At 39.1% G+C, this 25,233-nt stretch carries 26 protein-coding genes and 1 riboswitch; of the genes, 1 reads left to right on the forward strand and 25 read right to left on the reverse strand.

Features of this window, described 5'->3' with window-relative positions:
- Positions 1–143 precede the first annotated feature (143 nt).
- Positions 144–665, forward strand: coding sequence for a DUF2179 domain-containing protein (locus tag J7I96_RS16930; protein WP_034306915.1), 522 nt, complete (start codon positions 144–146; stop codon positions 663–665).
- Positions 666–708: 43 nt separating this feature from the next.
- On the opposite strand, the gene J7I96_RS16935 is transcribed toward J7I96_RS16930, so the two are convergent.
- The 25 genes from J7I96_RS16935 to pdxS form a co-directional block, all read right to left on the reverse strand.
- Positions 709–987, reverse strand: a complete 279-nt coding sequence (locus J7I96_RS16935; RefSeq protein WP_214772846.1) for an HNH endonuclease — start codon at positions 985–987, stop codon at positions 709–711.
- 15 nt (positions 988–1,002) lie between these two features.
- Positions 1,003–1,407, reverse strand: a complete 405-nt coding sequence (locus J7I96_RS16940) for a cytosolic protein (protein WP_214772845.1) — start codon at positions 1,405–1,407, stop codon at positions 1,003–1,005.
- Positions 1,408–1,470: 63 nt separating this feature from the next.
- Complete coding sequence (locus J7I96_RS16945) at positions 1,471–2,226, reverse strand: exodeoxyribonuclease III (protein WP_214772844.1); 756 nt, start codon at positions 2,224–2,226, stop codon at positions 1,471–1,473.
- Between the two features lie 75 nt (positions 2,227–2,301).
- Positions 2,302–3,807: a cardiolipin synthase gene (gene cls / locus J7I96_RS16950; protein WP_214923035.1), complete on the reverse strand. Its 1,506-nt coding sequence runs from the start codon at positions 3,805–3,807 to the stop codon at positions 2,302–2,304.
- A 123-nt stretch (positions 3,808–3,930) separates the two neighbouring features.
- Complete coding sequence (glgA, locus tag J7I96_RS16955; protein ID WP_214772842.1) at positions 3,931–5,370, reverse strand: glycogen synthase GlgA; 1,440 nt, start codon at positions 5,368–5,370, stop codon at positions 3,931–3,933.
- A 23-nt stretch (positions 5,371–5,393) separates the two neighbouring features.
- Positions 5,394–6,500 carry a glucose-1-phosphate adenylyltransferase subunit GlgD gene (gene glgD, locus J7I96_RS16960; RefSeq protein ID WP_214772841.1) on the reverse strand — a complete coding sequence of 369 codons (1,107 nt, stop codon included), beginning with the start codon at positions 6,498–6,500 and terminating at the stop codon, positions 5,394–5,396.
- Between the two features lie 17 nt (positions 6,501–6,517).
- Positions 6,518–7,684 (reverse strand): glucose-1-phosphate adenylyltransferase, encoded by a 1,167-nt coding sequence (locus J7I96_RS16965; protein WP_053535126.1) that lies wholly within the window; start codon positions 7,682–7,684, stop codon positions 6,518–6,520.
- Positions 7,684–9,624, reverse strand: a complete 1,941-nt coding sequence (gene glgB / locus J7I96_RS16970) for a 1,4-alpha-glucan branching protein GlgB (protein WP_214772840.1) — start codon at positions 9,622–9,624, stop codon at positions 7,684–7,686. The genes J7I96_RS16965 and glgB overlap by 1 nt, the downstream gene beginning before the upstream one ends.
- 245 nt (positions 9,625–9,869) lie before the next feature.
- Positions 9,870–10,883: a glycoside hydrolase family 15 protein gene (locus tag J7I96_RS16975; RefSeq protein ID WP_214772839.1), complete on the reverse strand. Its 1,014-nt coding sequence runs from the start codon at positions 10,881–10,883 to the stop codon at positions 9,870–9,872.
- A 740-nt stretch (positions 10,884–11,623) separates the two neighbouring features.
- Entirely contained in the window at positions 11,624–12,142 is a 519-nt protein-coding gene (locus J7I96_RS16980; RefSeq protein ID WP_214923036.1) for a mismatch-specific DNA-glycosylase, read from the reverse strand.
- A gap of 677 nt (positions 12,143–12,819) precedes the next feature.
- The gene (locus J7I96_RS16985) at positions 12,820–13,719 is read right to left on the reverse strand and encodes a sulfite exporter TauE/SafE family protein (RefSeq protein WP_214772837.1); all 900 of its coding nucleotides are present in this window, start codon (positions 13,717–13,719) and stop codon (positions 12,820–12,822) included.
- Between the two features lie 152 nt (positions 13,720–13,871).
- Positions 13,872–14,504, reverse strand: coding sequence for an NAD(P)-binding protein (locus tag J7I96_RS16990; protein WP_214772836.1), 633 nt, complete (start codon positions 14,502–14,504; stop codon positions 13,872–13,874).
- On the reverse strand, positions 14,485–15,246 hold the full coding sequence (locus tag J7I96_RS16995; RefSeq protein WP_214772835.1) for a sirohydrochlorin chelatase: 762 nt from the start codon (positions 15,244–15,246) through the stop codon (positions 14,485–14,487). Before J7I96_RS16995 ends, J7I96_RS16990 begins: the two co-directional genes overlap by 20 nt.
- The gene (gene cobA / locus J7I96_RS17000; RefSeq protein WP_057277558.1) at positions 15,246–16,022 is read right to left on the reverse strand and encodes a uroporphyrinogen-III C-methyltransferase; all 777 of its coding nucleotides are present in this window, start codon (positions 16,020–16,022) and stop codon (positions 15,246–15,248) included. The genes J7I96_RS16995 and cobA overlap by 1 nt, the downstream gene beginning before the upstream one ends.
- 19 nt (positions 16,023–16,041) lie before the next feature.
- A complete protein-coding gene (locus tag J7I96_RS17005; protein ID WP_034306935.1) occupies positions 16,042–16,257 on the reverse strand; it encodes a DUF3906 family protein in 216 nt (71 codons plus the stop codon).
- Between the two features lie 20 nt (positions 16,258–16,277).
- On the reverse strand, positions 16,278–17,903 hold the full coding sequence (locus J7I96_RS17010) for a nitrite/sulfite reductase (protein WP_214772834.1): 1,626 nt from the start codon (positions 17,901–17,903) through the stop codon (positions 16,278–16,280).
- A gap of 16 nt (positions 17,904–17,919) precedes the next feature.
- Positions 17,920–18,519 carry an adenylyl-sulfate kinase gene (gene cysC, locus J7I96_RS17015; protein ID WP_214772833.1) on the reverse strand — a complete coding sequence of 200 codons (600 nt, stop codon included), beginning with the start codon at positions 18,517–18,519 and terminating at the stop codon, positions 17,920–17,922.
- A 43-nt stretch (positions 18,520–18,562) separates the two neighbouring features.
- On the reverse strand, positions 18,563–19,711 hold the full coding sequence (sat, locus tag J7I96_RS17020) for a sulfate adenylyltransferase (RefSeq protein ID WP_214772832.1): 1,149 nt from the start codon (positions 19,709–19,711) through the stop codon (positions 18,563–18,565).
- Between the two features lie 57 nt (positions 19,712–19,768).
- Positions 19,769–20,485, reverse strand: a complete 717-nt coding sequence (locus J7I96_RS17025) for a phosphoadenylyl-sulfate reductase (protein ID WP_214772831.1) — start codon at positions 20,483–20,485, stop codon at positions 19,769–19,771.
- 169 nt (positions 20,486–20,654) lie between these two features.
- Positions 20,655–20,798: a YezD family protein gene (locus J7I96_RS17030; protein ID WP_082609336.1), complete on the reverse strand. Its 144-nt coding sequence runs from the start codon at positions 20,796–20,798 to the stop codon at positions 20,655–20,657.
- 155 nt (positions 20,799–20,953) lie between these two features.
- Positions 20,954–21,059: riboswitch (SAM riboswitch) on the reverse strand.
- A 278-nt stretch (positions 21,060–21,337) separates the two neighbouring features.
- Entirely contained in the window at positions 21,338–21,871 is a 534-nt protein-coding gene (gene ssuE, locus J7I96_RS17035; RefSeq protein ID WP_214772830.1) for an NADPH-dependent FMN reductase, read from the reverse strand.
- Positions 21,872–22,059: 188 nt separating this feature from the next.
- A complete protein-coding gene (locus J7I96_RS17040) occupies positions 22,060–22,647 on the reverse strand; it encodes a TetR/AcrR family transcriptional regulator (protein WP_214772829.1) in 588 nt (195 codons plus the stop codon).
- 177 nt (positions 22,648–22,824) lie between these two features.
- Positions 22,825–23,568, reverse strand: coding sequence for an SDR family NAD(P)-dependent oxidoreductase (locus J7I96_RS17045; protein WP_214923037.1), 744 nt, complete (start codon positions 23,566–23,568; stop codon positions 22,825–22,827).
- Positions 23,569–23,712: 144 nt separating this feature from the next.
- Positions 23,713–24,312: a pyridoxal 5'-phosphate synthase glutaminase subunit PdxT gene (gene pdxT / locus J7I96_RS17050; RefSeq protein ID WP_214772875.1), complete on the reverse strand. Its 600-nt coding sequence runs from the start codon at positions 24,310–24,312 to the stop codon at positions 23,713–23,715.
- A 1-nt stretch (position 24,313) separates the two neighbouring features.
- Complete coding sequence (gene pdxS, locus J7I96_RS17055; RefSeq protein ID WP_214772827.1) at positions 24,314–25,201, reverse strand: pyridoxal 5'-phosphate synthase lyase subunit PdxS; 888 nt, start codon at positions 25,199–25,201, stop codon at positions 24,314–24,316.
- Positions 25,202–25,233: the final 32 nt, after the last annotated feature.

Here is a 25,233-nt window from a genome sequence, read left to right on the forward strand (position 1 = left end):
AAATGACACAAAAAATACATAATATTCCCCATTGAATTCCCCTATTATGATGTGGTTATATTAGGGAAGATGTTACTTATGGAATGAACAATCCCCAATTTGAAACGTCTAATTAAACTGGAAGATTTTGGTGAGGTGCTCAAGTGAAAGAAATACTTCTGATTCTACTATTACAACTTATTTATGTTCCGATTTACACATTGCGAACCATTTTCTTAGTAAAAAATATTACCATACTTGCCTCGATTCTGGGTATCGCAGAAATGTTAATATACGTTTTTGGATTATCCCTCGTATTTGGCGGTGACCAAAGCATACTCGCCATGGTTGTATATGCAGTCGGTTTTGGAATCGGAATAATTTTTGGTACGAAAATTGAGCAAAAACTTGCCATCGGTTTTATTAATGTAACCGTTAATACTCAAACCAAAAATGAACATTTAGTAGATACATTGAGGAACAACGGTTTTGGTGTAACTCTTTATACGGGCGAGGGCAGGGACAGCAACCGTTATCGTATGGAAATCTTGACCAAACGCAATCGGGAACAAGAATTGATAGCAACCGTTGAAAAGTTTGAACCTAAGGCTTTCATCATTTCATATGAACCACGTTATTTTAAAGGTGGATTTTTATTGGATCGGTTGAAAAATAAAGCAAGCTGAAAATGAAAAGCAAAAGCCCATCTTATTAAGATGGGCTTTTGCTTTATTTCGTTTTTGATTTTCTAATTCTCACTGCCCTCGTTACCGGTTGTTTTTTAATCCACTTTAAATATTTTTTTAATGCTTCATCATCTTTTAACAAAAGCACGGTATTTAGTCGGATGGCCAGTTCTCGGTTTGAATACAGTGCGTGGATCTGTTTGTGGCAAGATTTACAGAGATAGGCTATCGGTAAATGGCTTCCGCCTAATTCTCTAGGTGTTAAATGATGGATGGTCAGTTCTATCCCATCCCTGTCACAAAGCTCACAAGTACCTATCATTTCATTACTCGGCCATTATGGCTTTACGGATTTTCCTTCTTCAACAATATGAAACATCAAATGGGCAAGATGATGGATTGGTCCGTACTCTTCATTGTCATCATCTTCATCATCTTCCACTTCCACTTCATCCATCCCTTGTAAATAAAGTGCCATGAATTCATAAAAATCATTTTTAGTAAAGGAGTAACAATCACTTGGATCTTGATTATCTTCTTCATACTGTAAAACTAGATGGGATAAATCACCCTCATCATCTTCAGCATCAAAAAATACGAAATAACCGATATTTGTATCCAGTTCAAATAATCTGCGAAATCCGCGTGATGTTGCTTTTTCAAACTCAGCCGACGTCAATTTTTGCACTTGCATGCTGTCTACATTATCTTCTTGATGAAAGCCCACGATAAATGTGTTCATAATCAAACCTCCTGTTGAATATGGATAACCATTAGTATCCCCATTTAACCGAATTTATTCCATTTAGAGGTTTGTTTCCAAAACGACCGGGCAATGATCGCTGCCCATGACATCGCAGTGAATGTTTGCCTCTATTAAAGATTCCTCCAGACGTTTTGAAACAATGAAATAGTCGATTCTCCACCCAATATTCCGCTCCCTGACTTTTGCCATATATGACCACCAAGTATAGGAGCCTTCCTGGTCTGGATAAAAATGGCGAAATGTATCGATAAACCCTGAATCAAGTAATTCAGTCATCTTTCCACGTTCTTCATTTGTAAAACCAGAATTCCCTACATTGGTTTTTGGGTTTTTTAAGTCGATTTCCTGATGTGCGACATTCAGGTCGCCACAAAAGATAACCGGCTTCACCAAGTCCAATTCCTTAAGATATTTTATCATCTCATCTTCCCATTCGAGACGGTAATCCAGTCTGGATAAATCCCTTTTTGCATTTGGGGTATAAACATTCACCATATAAAAACTCTCGAATTCCAGTGTTATGATCCTGCCTTCCGGCTCCTCATCCAGCTCTCCTACACCATATTTCACAGAAAGCGGTTTTTCTTTCGTGAAAATGGCTGTACCTGAATATCCTTTTTTCAGTGCATAATTCCAATATTGATGGTACCCTTCCAACTCAAGTGAAATCTGACCTTCTTGAAGCTTTGTTTCTTGAAGGCAGAAAATATCTGCATCCACATCTTTAAAGTAATCTAAAAATCCTTTTTTAACACAAGCCCTAATTCCATTTACATTCCAGGAAACCAATTTCATATTCTCTAATATTCTCCTTATGGCCAATTAATTTCTTTACATTTCTACTATACTATTTATCTGCTTTTTTTCCCATTAGAGTACATTCGAAAACAATCTGGCAAATGATTCTTTTGAACGTTCCAGTAAACCACGATTGTTATACCCGATAGGATCTAGTTTTTCACTATCCATCATATCCTCTTTGTAATGAGTGATGAGATCTTCAATGGTGCTGCTGCCCATAAGAAAGACATTCACTTCAAAATTCAGATGGAGACTCCTCATATCCATATTTGCGGTTCCTATGGAAGCCATATCACCATCTACGATAATAAGTTTCTGATGTAGAAAACCTTTTTTGTACGAGTAAACCTCTACGCCGAATTGAAGCAGCTCACCGAAATAGGAGCGACTGCCGTATTGGGTTAAAAACCCATCATTTACTGCCGGAACCATAACCCTAACTTGTATCCCCTTAATTGCGGCATGTTTAATTGCTGCTTTAATCGCTTGATTTGGTACAAAGTATGGACTTGCAATCCAGATTGATTTTGTGGCGTTCGTGATAAGTGAATAGTAAAAATCACTCATGATCCCCTGTTGTGTATCAGGTCCGCTTGCTACCACCTGGACAGCTCCATCCCCTTGTACCACTTTATTCGTGAATTCTGGACGTCCTTGCAATACATCTTCACCGCTGACATATTCCCAATCCAAAAGGAAAACGGTATGAAGCATATATACCGCTTCACCCTTAAGGACCATATGTGTATCTCTCCAAAAACCAATGCTTTTATTTCGGCCTAAATATTCCTCTCCTACGTTTAAACCTCCCACAAAGCCAACTTCCCCATCTATGATGATGATTTTGCGGTGATTCCTAAAATTAAATTTTTGATTGAAAAAACCGTGTTTCAATGGCGAAAAGGGATAGGCTTTAATTCCTGCATTTTTCATCCGTTTAACTTCATTATTTGATAGGCTTAAGCTTCCTGCCGCATCAAAAATGAATAAAACCTCCACACCATTTTTTGCTTTTTCAATAAGGATATCTATAATTTCAGTACCAAGCCTGTCGGAACGAAAAATATAGTATTCTATATGGATGAATTTCTCAGCTTTTTTTAACTGTCTTATGATTTCTGTAAACGTTTCGTTGCCATTTTTCAATACTTCCGTTTTCGATGATGTACTAATGGTGGTCTCAGATGCATTTTTGGCAAAAGCTGCGAAAGATTGCTGATGATCATTCAGGAACGATAAATCTGGAGAGGATACCTGTGTAACAAGACTCTTCCATTCTTCTCGATCTTTTTTCCTTTTACTTCGGAATAAATACCCCTTTAAATAGAGCTGACCTGAAAATAGATAAAACACATATCCAAATACCGGGAAAAACAAAAGCACATACATCCATAAAAGTGTCTCGTGGGCAAATCTATTTTCGAGCATGAGTGAAAATAGGGTAATAAACATGACCAAAATATATAATCCAATAAAAAATAGCTTCACATCGAAGCTAACTTGAGTGAACAGGATCATATAAACGGAAGCAATTAAAATAAATAAAAATACAATTTCCATCCTTCTTCTTTTCATCTTTTCATTCTCCTACACAGCAATATTTTATATATAAATAACATATACCCATATTTGATGGTAAAAGAAACAAAACACTTACGAAAACAATGTTCGCAAGTGCTTTGTGTATTACCTATCCAATTATCCCTTCATGATAGGAATCAAACTTTCATACAGCTCCATATACTTTGATGAGGATGATGTCCAACTGAAGTCTAACTTCATTGCATTTTCGGCCATTTTCCTCCATCTTTTCGGCTGGAATTTGTACAGACCAACGGATTGCTCAATTGTATGGAGCATATCGTGTGCATTATAATTCGTAAAGCTGAAGCCATTGCCTTCACCAGTAAATTGATTATACGGTATGACCGTATCACGAAGTCCGCCAGTTTCCCTCACTAAAGGCAGTGTACCATACCGCAGTGCCAAGAGTTGGCCAATACCACATGGTTCGAATTGTGACGGCATCAGGAATAAATCAGAACCTGCATATATCCTTCTAGCCAACCCCTCATCAAAATATGTGTGGACTGAAACCTGATTTGGATATTGGTCAGCTAAATGACGAAATGCCGATTCATATTGCTCTTCACCCGTACCTAAAAGAATGAATTGAACTCCTTGGTTCATCATTTCATGAAAAACATGGAGTACAAGATCTATTCCTTTTTGATCAACAAGCCTCGTTACCATTGATAAAACCGGGACGTCATCATTGACAGGAAGACCCAGCGATTCCTGTAGCTGACGTTTATTCTCCATCTTACCCTCATAAGAATCGAATGGAACAGCAAGATGTTCATCTGCTGCAGGATTATATTCCTCATAATCGATTCCGTTGATAATACCTTTAAGTTCACCATTTCTCTTACGTAAAAATCCATCCAGATTTTCCCCGAAATAAGGAATCTGAATTTCTTCCGCATAACTTGGGCTGACAGTTGTAACTATGTCAGAAAAAGCTAGACCGGCCTTCAAATAACTTACATTCCCATGAAATTCAAGACCATCGATATTAAAATATAACTCACTCAAATCGAGTAATTCAGCTAAAACAGCTTTTGGATAAACTCCTTGATAGCGTAAATTATGTATCGTAAATATCGTTTTAATATCCTGATAGAATGGATGGTTATGATAATGGGCTTTCCTCAAAACGCTGACAAGGCCCGTTTGCCAATCATGGCAGTGTATAACATCCGGTTTTTCTTCTAAATAGGGTAATGCCTCTAAAATGGCACGGGAAAAGAAGGCGAACCTTTCGCCATCATCGAAGAAACCATAACTACCATGTCTTTTGAAATAATATTCATTATCCAGAAAATAATATGTAATTCCGTTAGCAACAAGTTTTTCGATGCCACAAAATTGCTGGCGCCAACCAACAGGAACTTCAATGCTCGTCATATGTTCCAATTCCTGTTTGTATTGGTTAGGGAGATCCCCGTATTTAGGTAGGATGACACTTACATGGACTCCCTGTTTTTTCAGCGCTTTCGGGAGCGCGCCTATTACGTCTCCGAGCCCTCCCGTTTTTATAAAAGGGGCGCATTCTGAAGCAGCAAATACAACATTCATTGCCGCACCTCCTCTGTCCTCTATTAAATTACTTCCGCTTTTTTTATTACAGTAGGCTGTTTTAAACCAATTACTGATTTTTCACTAGTAACTCTCACTTCTTTATCAGTTATGATATTTTCAACGATGGCTCCTTCTTCAATCACGCCTTTTTGCATGATGATGCTATTTCTTACTATCGCACCCTTTTTCACCTTTACACCACGGAAGAGTATACTGTTTTCGACAATCCCTTCAATATCACAACCGTTGGCTATCAATGAATTGGTAACCTTCGAAGAACTCGAATATTTGGTCGGTGCCTCATGTTTGATTTTCGTATAAACATCCCATGTATCCCCGAAGAAAGAACGGATTACCGAAGGGTTCAGGAAATTCATATTACTGGCATGAAAGCTTTCAATGGAATGGATGAATGGCATATCACCAGTAAAGTTATAGCCTTTTACGGTAAAACGATGAAGATTTGCTTTCACAGCGTCTTTCAAAAAGTCATATTCCCCACTGGCAACACAGCTTTTGATCAAGTTCACCAATAGCGTTTTACTTATGATGAAAGTTTCTAGACAAACATGGTCACCAGGTCTAGGGATGGTATAAAAGCTAATGTCAGTTATGTCTTCATCCGAATCTACCGAGCAGGTGTGATAGATTGGTTTTTCAATCAATTCCCCTACATAATCCTTATATACCATCGTGATATCCGCTTTATGTTTTTTGTGATAATCAAGCACTTCATTAAAATCCAATTTGCATACATGGCTTCCTGGGGAAATGATGACAGTATCTGCCTCTGCACGTTCGAAAAAGCTGAGATGATCATAGAATTGCTTCATATCGCCTGTTACCGTTTCATCCGGATGGATAGGGGGCAAGATGTATAAGCCTCCTGAACGCCGATCCAAGTTCCATTCTTTACCTGAGCCAAGGTGATCCATAACTGAAAGATACTTTTCTTTTGGAAAAACGGCTACTTTTGATACATCTGCATTAATGAGATTCGACATAGTAAAGTCAATCAAACGGTAGCGTCCACCAAATGGCACAGATGCTACATTACGGTGAGCAGTCAGATCTTTTAAATGTTGTCTTTCATTGATTAAATTAATAATACCCAACACATTTTCCATAGCATCTTCCCCTTTTTCTAGTTAAGAGTGATCTTTTTTTTGTTTGGATTGATAATGGTCTGATTTTCACCAATTAAGGTAATATCGGATGTCACCGCTGAATTGCCAACTACGGCCCCATCTTCTATAACACAATTACTGGCTATGATGCTTCTTTCTATATGAACGTTTTCACCAATCGTGACATTAGGCATGATGACTGAATCTTTTATGGTTGACCCATAGCCCACCTGTACATTATAGGATAAAACCGAATGTTCAATGTTCCCATGTATCATGCATCCTTCATTGATAAGTGACTGACTGACCTCGGCATCCGGTGATATATATTGCGGCGGATGATTTGCATTGCGGGCGAAAATTTTCCATTGCTGATCATCCAGCTGGAAATTTGGCGTATCCTCCAATAAGTCCATATGTGCCTGCCAAAGGCTTTCGACCGTTCCAACATCTTTCCAATAATCATTAAAACGGTAGGCATATAGCTTTTTTCGATCTTCAAGCATTTTTGGGATGATGTTGCTGCCAAAATCATTGGAAGAATTTTCGTCTTTTTCATCATTGATTAAATACCGTCTTAGCGTTTTCCAATTGAAAAGGTAAACTCCCATGGAAGCGAGATTACTTTTAGGATATTTTGGTTTTTCGTCAAATTGTGTGACTTTATCATCATCATTGGTATTCATGATTCCGAAACGACTTGCTTCCTGCCACGGCACTTGAATGACCGCTATTGTTGCCTCTGCATTTTTTTCGATGTGATAATCAAGCATCTTACTGTAGTCCATCTTATAAATATGGTCACCAGAGAGAATCAGTACATGTTCCGGATCATAGTTATCAATGTATTGGATATTTTGATAAACTGCATTTGCCGTCCCTTTATACCATTCACCGCCTTCTTTCCCTTGATAAGGGGGAAGTACGGAAACTCCGCCAACATCCAAATCAAGGTCCCAAGCTTTGCCATTACCAACATAATCATTTAGAATCAAAGGCTGGTATTGGGTCAGTACCCCAACAGTATCTATACCAGAATGAGTGCAGTTACTTAATGGAAAATCGATGATTCTATATTTACCGCCAAAGGGAACAGCTGGTTTTGCCAAACCAATCGTCAATTCACCTAACCTTGAACCCTGGCCTCCTGCCAATAACATTGCTATCCATTTTTTCGCTCCCATTATTCGGTCACTCTCCCCCGTCTTTTTTTTGTTTGCTTCATGAAAATTGAAATGCCTAAAGGAGGTACAGTTATTTCCATGCTGTATGGTTGATTATGGTATGGTATCTTTTTGACATTAATGGGTTCTTCATTGATCTGACCCGATCCTCCGAAAGCTGCTGAATCACTGCTGAAAACTTCTATATATTTGCCTTGGGATGGTACACCTATTTGATAGTGAGCATGAGCCTGTGCAGAAAAATTACAGACAACAATGCAATAATCGCCTTTGCGTTTACCTTTTCTCATAAAGGTGATGATACTTTGTTCACTATTGTTCGGATCGATCCATTCAAAACCTTCCTGGACATGATCCAGTCTCCAAAGGGAGGAAGTTTGGCTATAAAAGTCCTGAAGAGTACGGAAGTAATATGCCATCTTTTCGTGGGATTCATATTCCAAAAGCAGCCAATCCAATTGTTCCTCATCTTTCCATTCTATGAATTGACCAAATTCACCTCCCATAAATAGAAGCTTCTTTCCAGGATGCGTCATGAAATACCCAAAAAGCAGCCGTAAATTTGCGAACTTCTGCCAATAGTCACCTGGCATTTTATTCAATAATGACTTCTTGCCATGAACCACTTCATCATGGGAAAAGGGCAAGACGAAATTTTCTGAAAAAGCATAGAAAAATGAAAATGTTAAGAGGTTATGATGATATGGCCTTTCATTTGTTTCAAGTTTCATATAACGAAGGATATCGTTAGTCCATCCCATATTCCATTTGTAATTAAAACCCAGGCCGCCTATATCGGTAGGCGAAGTTATAAGTGGCCGGTCTGTCGCTTCTTCAGCCATCATTAATGCATTGGGATATTTCTTGAAAACCACTTCGTTAAGTTTTTGTAAAAATTGTATGGCTTCCAGGTTTTCCTCACCGCCAAACTGGTTTTTCAGCTTGACAGGCAATGGATTATCATGATTCAAGTAAACCATTGACGATACCGCATCGACACGGACCCCATCAATATGGTATTCATCCATCCAAAACATTACATTTGATATAAGGAAACTGATTACTTCTGGTTTAGTAAAATCAAAGTTGTATGTCCCCCATAACGGGCGATCTGCTCTCGTGTAATCAATTGGTTCATAGAGAGGCGTACCATCAAAACGGGAAAGTCCATGCGCATCTTTACAAAAATGGGCGGGAACCCAATCAAGGATTACACCTATCCCCTTTTGGTGGCAAAGGTTAACTAAATATTTAAAATCTTCCGGTGAGCCGTACCTACTGTTTACGGAATAATAACCCGTGACCTGGTATCCCCACGATTTATCAAAAGGGTGTTCCATTATGGCCATGATTTCAATATGTGTAAAACTATTATCAATCACATATTCAACTAATCTATCAGCCAATTCACGGTACGAATAAAATTCACCATCTTCTTTCTGTTTCCAGGTTCCGGGGTGCACTTCATAAATGGACATGGGTTTTTGATAAATATTTTCCTTTTTCCTATCGGCTATCCACTTCGAATCTTGCCATTCGAAATTATCCAGCCTTTTAATGACCGAAGCAGTATTTGGTCTGACCTCCGAATAAAAGGCATATGGATCGGCTTTTAGGATGCGTTTATTTCCGGGTGTATGTATTTCATATTTATAGAGTTCCCCTTCTTGTAATCCTGGTACGAACAACACCCAGATACCTGAACGCTCGATCCGTTTCATCACATGATCTTTTCCGTCCCAATTATTAAAATTACCGACTACTGAAACTTGCTTGGCATGGGGGGCCCAAACGGTGAAGCGTACTCCTTCATTACCTAATGTTGTCACAATGTGTGCCCCAAGCATTTTATAGCTTTCATAAAGGGTGCCTTCATGAAACAAATACAAATCGAAATCGCTTGGATAAATCTCTTGTAGCTGGTCAATAATTGTACTCAATAAAACCCCTCCATCAGTATTAACTCGATAGTATTTTACCCATCCTTCCCCAGTTATTATATATATTCGGTGAAAATGATATTAATCCTTCAAATGGAGGTGAAGTTATTGTAATAAATGCCCGTTTTTTTAAAAAATAAAACATTTATTCGCGAAAAATAGTCATTTAATGTAAAAAAAATATTATACCAATAAAAGCTCTCCCCTTTTTTGGGAAGAGCTTTAAGGTATCCAGTATGAATGCTTCATGTTATTTGTTCAGTTCGAATCATGGAAGTCTTCGTCAAGAATAGATAGGATAATGATACTGACCATGCCAAAGGAGTATTCCCGTTTGGTATATTTCTGCCTCCAATATATAACTCAGGAACTTCCCAATTTTCCGGAATGATCATTTTTGTTTTATCTATATATTCATTAACTTTGTTCATCATGCCAAGTTCAAGGTAGCATAAGCCCAACCATGGAAGTCCGAAGCACCATTCCGCTTCTTGGCCGTCATTATAATAAAGGTCCTTCTCATATCTAATGCAACCATTTGTTCTTTCTAGTCTCTCTGTGACGTTCTTCAATATTTCAAGTGCTATTTCACGGTCTACCAGCCGATACGGATAAATCAGCGATAAAAGGGCTAAATCCGTCTCTTTTGAATAACTTTCCCTTGGAAGCAGGAAACGAAGTGTTTCTTCTCCCTTTTTAATCAGTTCTTCCTTGACGTTTACCAGCATCTTGACTGAATTCAAACCAGCTACGCATGCACCTATGCTTGAAGCGTGGATTTCTATATTTTCTTCCCACATCCCGTTATCTTCCGACTGCCAATATTGCAGGCATTCCAAATAATTGACCAGCTTTTGGACAATTTCTAAATCACGTTGGTTCCTTATCACCTTTTTACCATGCCTATATCCTTCACCGACACCCCATAAAAAGGCACCTACCGCATCATTTTGGGCATGCCCCCACTCATCGGGCAGTTCTTTAAGCTCAGTGGAATACCTTGCATGGATATGTTCAAATAGAAACTGGGGTTTCTGAACCGTATGAATATCTATCTTCCACTCATAGGTTTGAAATAAGTCGAATAAAGCATGATATGCTTTTTCGTAACGATTGGACGGATCATTTATAAAAGGTATTACTGTATAAACGACATCCCTTATCCAGACATAATTATAATCATCGGAAATGCTTGCAGTATATGCACCATTAGGAAGCCGCATGCGATCAAGAACCTCTAGGGCACCATTAACATTCATTAATTGAACACCTCCATAGTTATTTGCTTATTCCCATTGTAGACAGACTCCCGTTTTCTAAACGTTGGTTGTTGCTTTTTCAATTAGAAGCGCTTTCATTTCTGCTAACCAAAACGACCATTCAGAAGTACATTCACCCTAGTTTATGTAATCATTGGCCTTTTTGATAATCAAGCTTCCAATGTTCATTAAAAAGCGGCATTTGCCTAACCGTAATGAACGAACTCAAAAAGTTTGCGGTTTATGAAATAGGTTCTTGAGAAATAAAAACCCAGTAATGGCAAATCCATTACTGGTTATATCGGCCTATCATTAAAATGTTTAGTAATTATTAAAAGAAATTTCGTAATTTCATCAAGGCAAGCAAGCCAATCATAACCGTACCCAATAGTCTTTTCGTGAAAACGGCAACCAGGCAAGCTGGTAAAGATGCGGCCAAATTCACCCCATTATCCTAAAGTGTAAAGACCTGTTCTATGTGCAAAAGCGCCGCCATTAAGGCTACTTGCTCAAGCTTTAGCCAATCGATGCCCCCCATTCAGGAATCTGCATATTACTAAGCAGTGCAAAAGGACCGATGGTATGAAAGTTCCTATCGAAGACCCTGTTAGCAAAACCGATACTTAGGTATCCCATAAAATAGGTAAACAATCCTTAATTCTTACCTCGGAAAAACCACCGCTTTTCCATTCAGCATTATCCTGACTCGTATAATTTCACCGTTGTTTTAAGAAGTTCCTTCAATTGCTTTTCAGCTGGCCAAGCAGAATGGGCAACTCACTATATATTTCGATGATCTCATTTATCGGCATTCTAACTAAACCACTGGAAGAAGGGGCAACGAATTCCATGGTCTCATTGGATGTGGTTTCTTCTTGCAGCCCCCATGAGATTTTTCGTAATTGACGATATTCCTGATAGACACCCTTTCCTACAAAACAGACAAGTTTAGGTTTATACTTTTTTATTTTCCTTTTTAATTGTTTCCTTCCTTTAATGTACTCTTCTTTAGTGATATCGTCCGCTCCTTTTGTAGGCCTGGAAACGATATTGGTAAAACCATAACCTAAATCCAGCAATGACGAGTCTTCAGTCGGTTCATATTTCCTTGGTGTCAGCCCGGACTCGAAGAGGATTTTCCAAAAGCGATTATTTGGATTCGCATAATGATGACCAGTCTCACCTGAACGAATGCTTGGATTGAAACCTACGAACAAAATATTCAAATTTTCCTTCAAATGATCAGAGATGCTTTCCATATTAAAACTCCTTTTCAAATTTGCTATTTAATCATTGTACAAAACTGAAAAATATTTAACTACCTTTTGAATGGTGACGGCTCCATAGTATGGGTGCAGACCTGACAAATTGTATAGGGAAGACCTTTTGCTCCTAAAACATTACGTTCGCCTTCACTGGACACACTACTAGATATGAAAAGGATACCACAGTGGGTTGGTAAAGATTTTTTTCCTAGGAATAAATTGATAACCGATTTTTCCGATGTTCCGACATAAAGCAAAAACCTGCATGCTTTTCAAAGCTTGCAGGGATTTAAATTCGATAGAGTAAAAGAAATAGTTCCTCCTATTATATTATGTGAAAGTGTAAATCACCATTTTAACAGTAGGAGCTATAAATTATTGATTCTGCTTCTTTTCTAAAATCATTCAAATCTCTCCGATGGCTTACTTTAGTAAGGGGTACTATGAATTATTAAACATTGGAGTGATAAGTCTCTCAATTTTTAGGAAACCTTAAAAAATGGTAATGAATCTATTAAATAAGATTAAGATCCTTTATTAAAACCGCAGCAACTTTATTGTCGGAATTCCATTTGGAAACGACTTTACTCGTAGGTACATACATACCTACGAGTTTATTTACGCATCGGAATATGCTTCTTGTGTACATTCGCTTCTTTCAAACTCGGGAATCACGAAACATTCTGGTGGCGTTCGATATGATCATATTTTCTCGCATTGGCCATCTTTTTGATGGTAAGAAGAATTCCAGAAAACCATATTATCACGATGCCAGTATAGATGTATATATGGGCTTCAATTGGAACCCATGTAGCTAATAATGTTTTTACATTAATTAAGATAATGAAACCGCCCACTAAAACACCCATTAATTGGGCAGGAAGCATCCTGACGAGCCAGGCTGCAATTGGTGCGGCAACCACTCCACCAATTATCAACGCTACCACCCAAAGCCAATTGACAGCTTCCCATCCAAGAGAAATGATAAAACCAAGACTTCCAAAGAAAGCAATGGCAAATTCACTCGTATCTACAGTTCCTACAGCTTTTCTTGCCGTCATTCCTTTTTTTGACAATAAAACAGGTGTGGCAATCGGTCCCCAACCGCCTCCGCCTGTTGCATCACAAAAGCCTGCAAAAAGGCCTAACGGAATGGATTGTTTTGCGGTCAATGGCCTTACGGTTTCATTTTCCTTTGACGGTTTAAAAATAAATAAAAAGCGGAATAAAACGTAAACACCAAGACCAAATAAAAATATGGCAATATACGGTTTTGCTAATTCGGCTGGCAGGTTACTCAGGAAACATGCACCTATAAATGCACCAACAGAACCTGGAATGATCAAGCGATAGACCATATTTTTATCCACGTTCCCAAACTTTATATGTGAAGCTCCGGATACTGCCGTTGTCACTACTTCCGATAAATGAACGGATGCTGATGCTACTGCAGGGGCAATCCCGAATGTCAACAATAAGGACGTGGAACTCACTCCATAGCCCATTCCAAGCGAACCATCGATTAATTGGGCTAAAAACCCGATAAAGGCCAAAACGATTAACTTTTTCATGACATTCCCCTTTTTTCACTAAAATAGAACCTATATCATCGACCCGATGGTACCGTTTGCCTGCATAAATCATTTAGATTTCCTTTAAGACACAAAGAGGCACCTAACCAAAATGAAATGACATGTTGGTTAAGTGCCTTCAGTTTTTCTGATCAGCCCAATGATATATTTTCTTCAGCTTCTACTGGTAAAAGCCTAGCTAAAAAACGATATCTTTCTTTTAAGGAATATTTATAAATATCCTCTATTGAGTCTTTCAATAATTTAGATTTTTCTTCTTTTGAAAATGACCCATTCTTTATAATCATTCTTGCTTCAAAAAGGAATTCAAGATATTCTTCATATGATTCTTCATATACTTTACCTAGGTCATTCCGTATTTTTTTTGCGAGCGTTGGACTTGCTCCATTGGTAGAAACGCTTATGGAAAGCATGCCTCTATTCAATGTGGCCGGTATATGAAAATTACCCAACTCATGATTGCTGATTACGTTAACCAACTGACTTTCGGATGCGTTCTCGTAAACTCGTTCATTTACTTCAGTAGAATTGGTAGCAACAATGATTAAAAATGCATCTTTATAGTCAGTTTCTTCCACTTCCTTAAGTAAGACCCGAATCTTACCTTCCTTCTCCAACACTTGAAAACCTGTGCATATTTCGGGGCTTACGACGGTAACTTCAGCACCAGCTTCCAATAAGGGGCCCGCTTTAAAGTAAGCTATTTTACCACCGCCGATGATGACACACTTTCTGTTCTCGATATTAAGCGTAATTGGATACATAGGCTCCCTCCCCACTCACTTCATGAATTCGTTCCGATATTGCTAGTTCAATCTTTGGGTGATAACCTAAATATCGGCAAAGTATGATTTTTTGCTTCCCCTTTTTTTGGATCTTTTTTATACTATTTTCAATCGATTGCATTAAGAGCCCTGTAAACAATAGGTAAGGAATGATAAATACTTGGTTTGATCGAGATTCCTCTGCAAATTCCAATGCTTCTGCAAAGCTTGGTGTGGCAGCTGTCAAATAACACTCTTGCACCCGGATTTTTGAAAACCTGTTCCTTAGCAAATCGGCCAGTCGTGACAAATCCCTTTTCACGTCGGGATCACTGCTGCCCCTTCCAACCAATAAAACCAAGGAATCCTCCGTAACACTTACATTTGTTTCCTCCAACCGTTCCACTAAAATGTCAACCATTTTCTCACTGACACCAATCGGCCTTCCGTATTTCAAGTCAACAGCAGGGTAGCGTTCTTTCATTTTATTCAATATGACTGGAATATCATGTTTTGCATGTACAGCTGTCAGCAATAGAACTGGAATGGCCAATATTCTCGTCGCACCTTTTTGGATGCATCTTTCGTAGGCCTCTTCAATCGTAGGGGTTTCCAATTCCAAGAAGCAATACTCTTGAATGGAATAGGGCTGTGCCTGCATACAAACTTTAATAAAATCAATGGCTTGGGCTGAAGCTTCTTTAACACGGCTGCCATGGCAAATATATAAAATGGCTTCCATTAAAAAGCCTCATTCGCCAACAAATTTTCGGTTTGTTTTCCTTCAAACCATTTGATCTTTTCCCGTAAATTAACGACATCTCCCACGACTATCATGCAAGGATTCGAAATTTGTTCGTTATTGGCGGTTTCCACTACTTTAGCCAACGTACTGACAGCTGTTTTTTGCGTTGTTAATGTACCCCAATGAATAAGGGCTACCGGAGTTTCCGGACTTTTTCCATGTTCCAGAAGTTTTCCTTGAATATATGGCAGGTTTTTAACACCCATATAAATGGCTAATGTATCGATTCCTTTTGCAAGGGATTCCCACTTGATATTATCCTCTTCATCTTTTTTCCGATGACCGGTAACAATTGCAAATGATGAAGCATGGTCCCTATGTGTAACTGGAATTCCCGCATAGGCTGTAGCGGCGATTCCAGCCGTAATTCCTGGTACGATTTCAAAGCTTACGCCACTTTTGGCAAGGGCTTCCGCTTCCTCACCGCCTCTCCCAAAGACGAATGGATCGCCGCCTTTCAAACGGGTGACTATTTTTCCCTTTTTTGCATATTTCACGAGGAACCGATTGATGGTATCCTGCTGCAACAAATGATAATCCGGCAGTTTACCGCAATTAATCAGCTCGACACCGTCTTTTGCATGATTCAAAAGTTCTTTATTGACAAGTCGATCATATAAAATGACATCAGCTTCTTGGATGCATTTTAATCCTTTTAATGTAATTAAATCTGGATCTCCGGGACCGGCTCCTACTAGATATACTTTCCCCATTTTTGCATCCTGCCTTCCCTTAGAGAATTGTTTCGAATTCCGATAAAACGAAACCTGCTCCATTTTTAATTTTCCTTTTTTCATATAATGAGATGTCATCCACTTCAGGCATTTTCAAATAATGCTTTTCCAGCTCGATATCAACCAGTTCAAACGCCTTTTCATCTGAATCGGCAACAATGATGACATGAATTGGTTTTTCCTTGATAGTGACTTCAAAACGGTATAGATTCATGGAATGCTTACCTTCCCCTATTAAACGGCCACTTCCGCTAATATATCATCCAGTTTACTTTGTAATTCGGCTATCCCTACCCTTTCCACAAAATCGAGAAAGGTTTCGGATAGTAGTTTTGTTTCTTTGAAAAATAGGATTATTTCTTTCAGAACATGATGGAGCTTTTCAGCTTCCACTTTTCCTTTAAGCTTTTCATTGAACTTCCCGCCCTCATTCAGCGTTCCTCCAACGTATATCTCAAAAGCTTCGACCATCTTTTTATCCTGGTTTTTCATTTTTATGCCTTGCAGCCCTATTTCGGCGATGGCTCTTTGACCGCAATTATTCGGACAGCCGACCATATGCATCCTTACAGGCACATCGAGATCTATTTCCTTGTCCAGTGATTCAGAAATGGTCCTCATTCGATTTTTCGTTTCAACGAGAGCAAGGTTGCAATACTCGATGCCTGTACAAGAAACGGAATATCCAATGAATTTCTTTGGTTGATATGGAAATCTTTCAAAGATGGATTCCTGCTTTAATTCCTCAAGTTTTGCATCCGGCACATTAGGAATGATTAGATTTTGAGAATTACAGTTGCGGATTTCACCATTTCCATATTTTTTTGCAAGTTCGGCAAACTCGATCACTTCGTCTGGGTTTAGACGACCAACTGGTATATTGACGCCAACATAGTTCAGACCATATTGCTTTTGTTTATGGATGCCGTAGAAATACCCTGCATTCCATCCCTTCACCGCACTTTCTCCCTTATCAGGAAGCGGACCGGTGTATTCCAGCAATTTTTCCTTGAATTGTTCAGGACCCCAGTCGGCGACAAGGAATTTCAAACGTGAGCGATGACGCTTTTCACGGTACCCAAAGTCACGGAATATCGTCGTGATGGCGGCAGCCACTTCCACAGTTTTTTCGGGTAAAATGAATAAGTCAAGTTCTTCTGCCAGCATCGGAACGGAGGAAAGCCCACCGCCTACTTTTACGTGAAAACCGACTTCCGTTACCCCATCAATTACTTTAGTAGCTGGATTGAATGAAACACAGTTGATTTCAGCATTTGAAGCATTATGGATATTGGCACTTATGGACATTTTATATTTCCTCGGAAGGTTCGAATAGTCTTCGTTAAGGCGGAAATACTCAAATACATCATAAAGTACCTCGCGTGTATCAAAAAGTTCATCAGGATCGATGCCTGCCAATGCATTACCGATGATATTACGGGTTATATCACCACAAGCACCAGCCGTAGTCAATCCAACCTTTTCCAAACGGTTCAATATATCCGGGACCTGTTCGATGGTCAGCCAATGGAATTGAATGGCTTGACGGGTTGTAATGTCATATACATCCCTCCCGTAATCTTTAGCGATGTTAGCTAGAGTTATTTGTTGATCATAAGTCAGGATACCTCCGGGAATAACGACTCGCATCATCCAATAACCAGCTTCTTTTGGCCGTTGCAGGTATAACCCTGCCCACTTGAACATATCCCATTTCTCTTTAGGGATGGAATCAAACCCATTTGCTGCGTAATGTGGAATATCATCAAATATCTTCAATCCGTCTTTTTCCAATTTCCAGATTTCCGTTTTATTTTTAGCGATTAGTGGATTTTCCGACCAAAATTTCTCGTAAACCATTTCATTTCCTCCTTGATTAAATCGCTTTCTTTGCTGTTAAATAACCGATTACCTGTTCAACGCACTCTTCAATGCTGTATTGGTCGGATTCTAAAATGATTTCCGGTTGTTCAGGTTCTTCGTATGGAGAGTCGATTCCGGTAAAATCTTTAATGATGCCTTTACGGGCCTTGTCATAAAGCCCTTTTGGATCACGCACTTCGCACTCTTCGATCGGACACTTTATGTATACTTCAATAAACTCCCCATCTTCGAGTAAATCACGTACAATCTGCCGATCTGCCTTGAAAGGTGATATGAAAGCGGTCAATACGAACTGCCCACTATCCACGAATAACTTGGAAACCTCACCGATGCGCCTAATATTCTCCGTTCTATCCTCTTCAGAAAAACCTAAATCTTTATTTAAACCGTGGCGGATATTATCACCATCCAAAACATAACTTCGAATATTCCGATTGTATAACTCTTTAGCGACCGCGTTTGCAATCGTTGATTTTCCGGAACCAGATAGACCTGTAAACCATAGAACCGTGCTTTCATGCCCGTTCTGCTTCCGTCGGTGCTCCTTGGTCAATGACGTCTCATGCCATGTGACATTCGTACTTTTACTCATTTGATTATCCCCCTCTTTATGTGACCCTTCCATTTATGTCCAATCAGTTATAAACTTCATTTTTTTTTAGACCTTCTATCAACACCTCGATGACTTCCTTACGGCTAAAGGTAGCTGGAGGAATTTCTCCATTACGCAACATTTCCCTAACCTTCGTTCCAGACAGGATGACATGGTCTTCCTTGCCATGCGGACAAGTTTTAGCGGAAGCCATATTGCCACATGCTTTACAGTAAAAACTATGTTCAAAGAATAATAGCGTGATCCCTAACTCATCTGCGTTAAAGTTCCCGAAGATTTTTTGAGCATCGTATGTGCCATAATAATCGCCCACCCCCGCATGATCACGTCCGACGATAAAATGGGTGCAACCATAATTTTTACGGACCATCGCATGGAAAATGGCTTCCCTAGGTCCTGCATAACGCATGGCAGCAGGGAAAACTGCAAGGGAGACGCGATCCTTAGGATAATATTTGTCAAGCAGCACTTTATAGCTTTCCATTCTTACATCTGCCGGAATGTCATCTGATTTAGTGGCACCGACTAGAGGATTTAAGAATAAGCCGTCGACGATTTCCAATGCTGTCTTTTGAATATATTCATGTGCACGGTGAACAGGGTTCCTCGTTTGGAAACCGACAACCGTTTCCCATCCTTTTTCAGCGAAAGCCTTCCTTGTCTCGATTGGATCCAAATAATGAGCTTGAAATAGCGGACGCTCTATTCTCTTGATTAACTTTATTTCCCCACCGACATATACATCCCCACGGTTATATAAATTTTTCACTCCAGGATGCTTCTCATCATCTGTTTGATATACCAATGTCGCTTCCAATTGCTTATCTGGAGTGTAAATATCAGAAACGGCGAGAACCCCGTATGTTTCACCTTCATGGGTTAATGTTACTTCTTCACCTATAGTAAGGCTTTCTGCAGTTTCTTCGGTCAAAGGCAGCGTAATCGGGATGCTCCATACATGTCCGCTGCTAAGCCTCATATCCTTTACCACTGTCTCATAGTCACTTTTTGTAAAGAATCCTTTAATCGGGCTGTAGGCACCAGTGCCTATCAATTCAAGATCGCTTAAAGCAATTTCATCGATTTCGATTGACTTCGTTATTTTACTATAATCATATTTTGGTTCCCAAAGATCGATTAATGTTCCTCCGTGCGGTATACTGATTGTCATGCTAATTTCCCCCTATGGTTTGGTTTCTATTTAGTTAAGCCTATTGTTTTTATTTATTTAAGATAAATGCAATCCGCATTCCGTTTTTTGAGCTCCCTGCCAACGGCCTGAGCGTAAATCATCTGCATTGAAGGCAGGTGCAGTACACGTTTTACAACCAATGCTCGGATATCCATTATCATGCAGGACATTATATGGAAGTCCATTTTTGTGGGCATAGCGCCAAACATCTTTCCAGGTCCAATGTATGAGTGGGCATATTTTAACTGATTTGAACTTATTATCCTTATTGATATACTCGGTCTTTGCCCTTGTTTCGGATTGCTCCCTCCGCAGTCCCGAAAGCCAGGCTGTTGCCGATGAAAGCACATCTGTAAGCGGAATGATTTTACGGATGTTACAGCACTTATTGGAATCACTAAGCCATAATTCATCGCCATATTCCGCCGCTTGTTCCTCAAGCGTCAAGTCAGGTTTCTTCATTTCGATCAAAAGCTTCGGATATCGCTTCTTCACTTCCTCGATCAATTGGTAAGTTTCCTCAAAATGAACATCTGTATCAAGGAAAACTATTTTTGCCGAAGGATTGACCTTCGCCAATAAATCCGTAAGCACGATGCCTTCAATACCAAAACTGCAAGCATAAATCAGTTTGTCTCCATAATGGTCATTCGCCCATTGCAGAACTTCCAAAGCACCTTTTGTCTCACTGTCTTCAGGAAATACGGGGAAGTCCCCTGTATTGAAATTTTCATAGTTTATTAATGCAGCCAACTTTATAGCCCCCTCTAAAAACTTGCTGTATCAGGTTTGGTTAACTGTTGATCAATTCCCGTTGTAATATTCCCCGGGTTAATTGAATCTAGGAAAAAGAGACGAATCTAACCAATACTCTCTTTATATCAGTTAAACCCGCCTCTAGTTTTTCTAGTCAGCAGATACCTTATTTAATTCTTAGTTTTTCATTTCTTTCCATTTGAATGATTTTACCATCCTGAACAATAAGTGTAATGGATCCATATTTCATTGAATTAAGCATTTCTTGAAGTCGTTCAAAAATTTCTTCAAGCTGATTCTCTTTATTCAAACCAGTTCCTCCTTTAAGAAAATCCGCGAATATTTTATTTTAAATTTCTTAGATTTATATAATTCCATACAATCTTACAATGTTATAGTCTTCCTGAATTTTCAAAAAAAACAAAAATCTTTCCATGATGGAAAGATCGCAAGGTAAATATCTTTACCTTATCTTCCAAAATGATCAACATTTTGGTGGTAGCACCTTGCATCCATCATGCAGGTTGCTGGACTTCAAAGGGCCAATTCCCTCCGTCGCTCTGGATAAGTTTTATTATTTTAAATATTAACATATATTTAATCCTTGTCAATGGAGTTTTCTTATAAAATAACTTGGTTTAATATTATGGATGAACTGTTATTTTTATACACACTATTCAATTTATGATTTTATGTTCATATAAATGCGAAAATAGACTCGTCTTTTTAGATAAAATCTCCAAAAAAATGAGTCTATTTTCATTAATGGGCCTATTTTTGACGCGTGTTATTCTAAAAAATTTCTAGGGTTCCAGTCTTTCTATACAAGGAATTAATTTATTGAAGTCATTAATTTCTTAACTGTATCGCTTCTACAAATTCTTGAACCTGACTTTGGACGCGATCAATTAAATGCAAATCATTGATCGGGTTTTCTGGATTCTGTTTATCTATTTCCTTATCAACGAAATAAATCCCCTGCAGCGGCTCTCCTTTTAATATTGAAATTAATGGTTTAAGCGCATAGTCAATCGCCAATAGATGCCTGTTACTTCCACCAATCATGATTGGCAGCACCGGCTTACCCTTAAAAGCACCTTCTGGCAGCAAATCAATCAAGGCTTTCAATACACCTGTATAAGAAGCCTTATAAACCGGTGAACCTATAATGACTCCTCTGGCTGCTTGAATTCTCTCTGAAAGCTTTGAGATTTCTTCGCTATTATATTTCCCTTGTAATAAATCATCTGCTGAGAAATCCGTAATCGAGAAATAAGCTGTAGTAAATCCTGCATTTTCGACTAATGATTGAATATGTTTTAGTGAAATGTCCGTTCTTGATGGAATAGCCGGACTTCCTGATAAAATTACGATATCGCTCATTTGATACCCTCCAATGTTACAAGATTTCCAGATATAATTTTCTTAAAGCATTTCGTGAAGTATGAATTTATCGTAATTGTCTGAAAAATATAAGTCAAATCTTAAACTCTGGACATCTTCTCTGAATGAAAAAAAGAAACGGTCATATTTACGGCTTGATGCTCATGCCATTAAATATGACCGTTTCATTATGTATGATTTTGTTTCCCATGAATACCATATACCAAAAGTTGAGCAATGCTCTTAATTCGTTCAGAAGTAAAATATGGCTCCTTTTTTTGTTGATGGATCTCATAATGTGTAGATAAAGCCAATGTGAAAGAAATGATCCCTACATTAAATAAAATAATATCAGAGATATATTGTATCTCTCCGTTATCTATTCTCTTCTGTATTTCAATATGCCTGGCATTTGGCTTGAAAATCTGATCTACATATTGCTTTGAAATATCTTGATCGAATTGTGTTTCCCTAAATAATATCGAAAACTGTTCTTTATTTTTAAGAATTTTTTCTATCATGGTAGTAACATGATTCTCCACTAGGTCATCTGTGGAGAGATGGCTAGTCCCATCTTCGGTTTCCTCTTTTTCATTAGGGGTAATTGTAGCCAAAAGTAAATCTTTTTTGCTGTCAAAATATTTGTATATAGTAGCTTCGGAAACATTGCATGCAGAGGCAATTTCATTCGTTCTTGTCATGTCAAAACCTTTAGTGGCAAAAAGAGTCCGGGCTACATTTATGATTCGTTCTTTGGTTTGCTGCCCTTTTTTCAAAAATATCAACCTTCTTTTATAAAGATAAGACCGGTTTCACCAATCTATTTCCCATGATATATCGCTGGTATCAATCGGTCAATATTACCTTTGATCTATTAGAATTCAATATTCCCATATATCATAAATGGAAAACATCGTCTGGTTGGAACGATGCTTTCCATTTATGAAAATCACTTAAAAGATGGCATAGCCATCATCGACCATGACTACACTTCCATTGATTGCATCCGCTTCCTCTAACGATAATAGATAGACGGCATTTGCAATGGCTTCTGGCTTAATCAATTCACCGCGCATTTGACTTGCGTTCAATTTATCGATGATTCCCATGTCTTTATAACCTTGTATGATAGGAGTGTCAACGCCGCCCGGCGCAATGCCCACAACGCGTATGCCATAAGCGCCCAATTCCAAAGCTGCTGTCTGTGTCATCATTCTTACAGCGCCTTTAGTCGCCTGATAGGCAAAAGTCCCATGGGAAGCTAAGTAGCCAAACACAGAAGCGGTATTTATAATGACTCCCTTGTTACCCAGTTCCTTCATTTTCCGTCCTGCTGCCATGATTCCAAATGCAACTCCGTGCTGGTTCACTCCAATCGTTTTGTAGTAACCTTCCATATCTTGGTCTAGGATCATACCGCCCGCACCAATGCCGGCATTATTGAACATGATATCGAGCCTTCCGTATGTTTCCACTGCTTTATTGATTAACGATTCAACCTCTTCCTGCTTAGAAACATCCGTTTTAACAAAAATGGCATCTCCACCATTAGCTGTTATCTGATCAACGGTTTCCCGGCCCATTTCTTCATTAAAATCCGAAACAACGACCTTGTCCCCTTTTGCTGCGAATTTCAGGCATGTGGCTCGGCCTATACCGCTTGCTCCCCCTGTAATAACTGCAACTCTTGCTGTCATATACATTCCCCTTTCAAATAAGTAAGTGATTACTTACTTTTTATTATAAAAGTAAAGAATAGTAAATTCAAGCAATATGTATTTTTATAGAGTTTTGAGCTTTCAAAAGTAAAGCTGTCCTATTAATAGGACAGCTCCATTTGTTTAGCAGGTTTTCAATTCGGCCTTACTTACGGATGTCTTCACCATTTCAATGAAAAGTTGAAGGAAGCGATCATCACCTGTTAATTCTGGATGAAATGCACTTACGAGGACATGGTCTTGTCTCGCAGCCACTACATTCTCTTCATAAACGGCCAATACTTCTACACCTTCTCCAACTTCATCAGCAAATGGCGCCCGGATGAATACTGCCTTATAAGGGTATTCCATTCCTTTGATGGATAGGTCAGCCTCGAAACTTTCCCGTTGACGTCCAAATCCGTTCCTTATCACGGAAATGTCCATTAGTCCGAGATATGCCTCCTCATCGCCAGTCAATTCATTGGCTGCCAATACCATTCCCGCACATGTACCGAAAATAGGTTTTTTACCTTCGAAGAAAGTTTTGATCGGTTCCATAAATCCATAACGATCCATTAGCTTCCTCATCGTCGTGCTTTCTCCGCCTGGAATGATCAAGCCATCGATTTCCCGCAACTGTTCCGGTTTTTTTACTATAATCGCTTGTTCGCCGGCAGCTTTGATTTGGTTCAAGTGTTCTTCAACCGCTCCCTGTAACCCCAAAACACCGATCGTTATCATATTACCATCCACGTTCCTGCATCCGTTCTGCCGGAGCCAGTTTGGAAATATCAATGCCTTTCATTGCACTGCCCAATTCTTTGGACAACTTGCCAATCAATTCATAATCGGTGAAATATGTAGTCGCTTGAACGATTGCTGATGCGAATTTTTCCGGATTTTCAGATTTAAAAATACCAGACCCTACGAAAACGCCATCTGCTCCCAATTCCATCATCAATGCTGCATCTGCTGGAGTGGCAATTCCGCCAGCTGCAAAGTTAACTACAGGCAATTTACCTGTGCGTTTGATTTCTCTTAAAATTTCAAATGGGGCTCCAAGATTTTTTGCCTCAGTCATTAATTCATCATCACTCATGATGCTCACTTTGCGAATTTGTGACTGTACCTTTCTCATATGACGCACAGCTTCCACAATATTACCTGTTCCTGGTTCTCCTTTTGTACGAAGCATGGATGCTCCTTCACCAATACGGCGCGCAGCTTCGCCTAAATCACGGCAGCCACAAACGAAAGGTACTGTGAAATCACTTTTTAGGATATGGTATTCTTCATCCGCGGGTGTCAGCACTTCACTTTCATCGATATAATCCACTCCCATGGATTCCAGGACCCTTGATTCAACGATATGGCCAATCCTTGCTTTAGCCATGACCGGGATTGAGACAGCATTCATTACTTCCTCGACAATTCGCGGATCTGCCATTCTTGCTACGCCGCCAGCCGCACGGATGTCAGAAGGAACCCTTTCCAATGCCATGACAGCGACCGCACCGGATGCTTCTGCGATTTTTGCTTGTTCTGCGTTAATGACGTCCATAATTACGCCACCCTTTTGCATTTGTGCCATTCCTCTTTTTACTGTGTCAGTTCCTAATAATTTTTCCATTTTTTTCTTCCCCCTAATATTTTCATTTTTTA

It is taken from the genome of Bacillus sp. ISL-78 (assembly GCF_018613455.1).
GTDB classification, from domain to species: Bacteria; Bacillota; Bacilli; order Bacillales; family DSM-1321; genus Peribacillus; species Peribacillus frigoritolerans.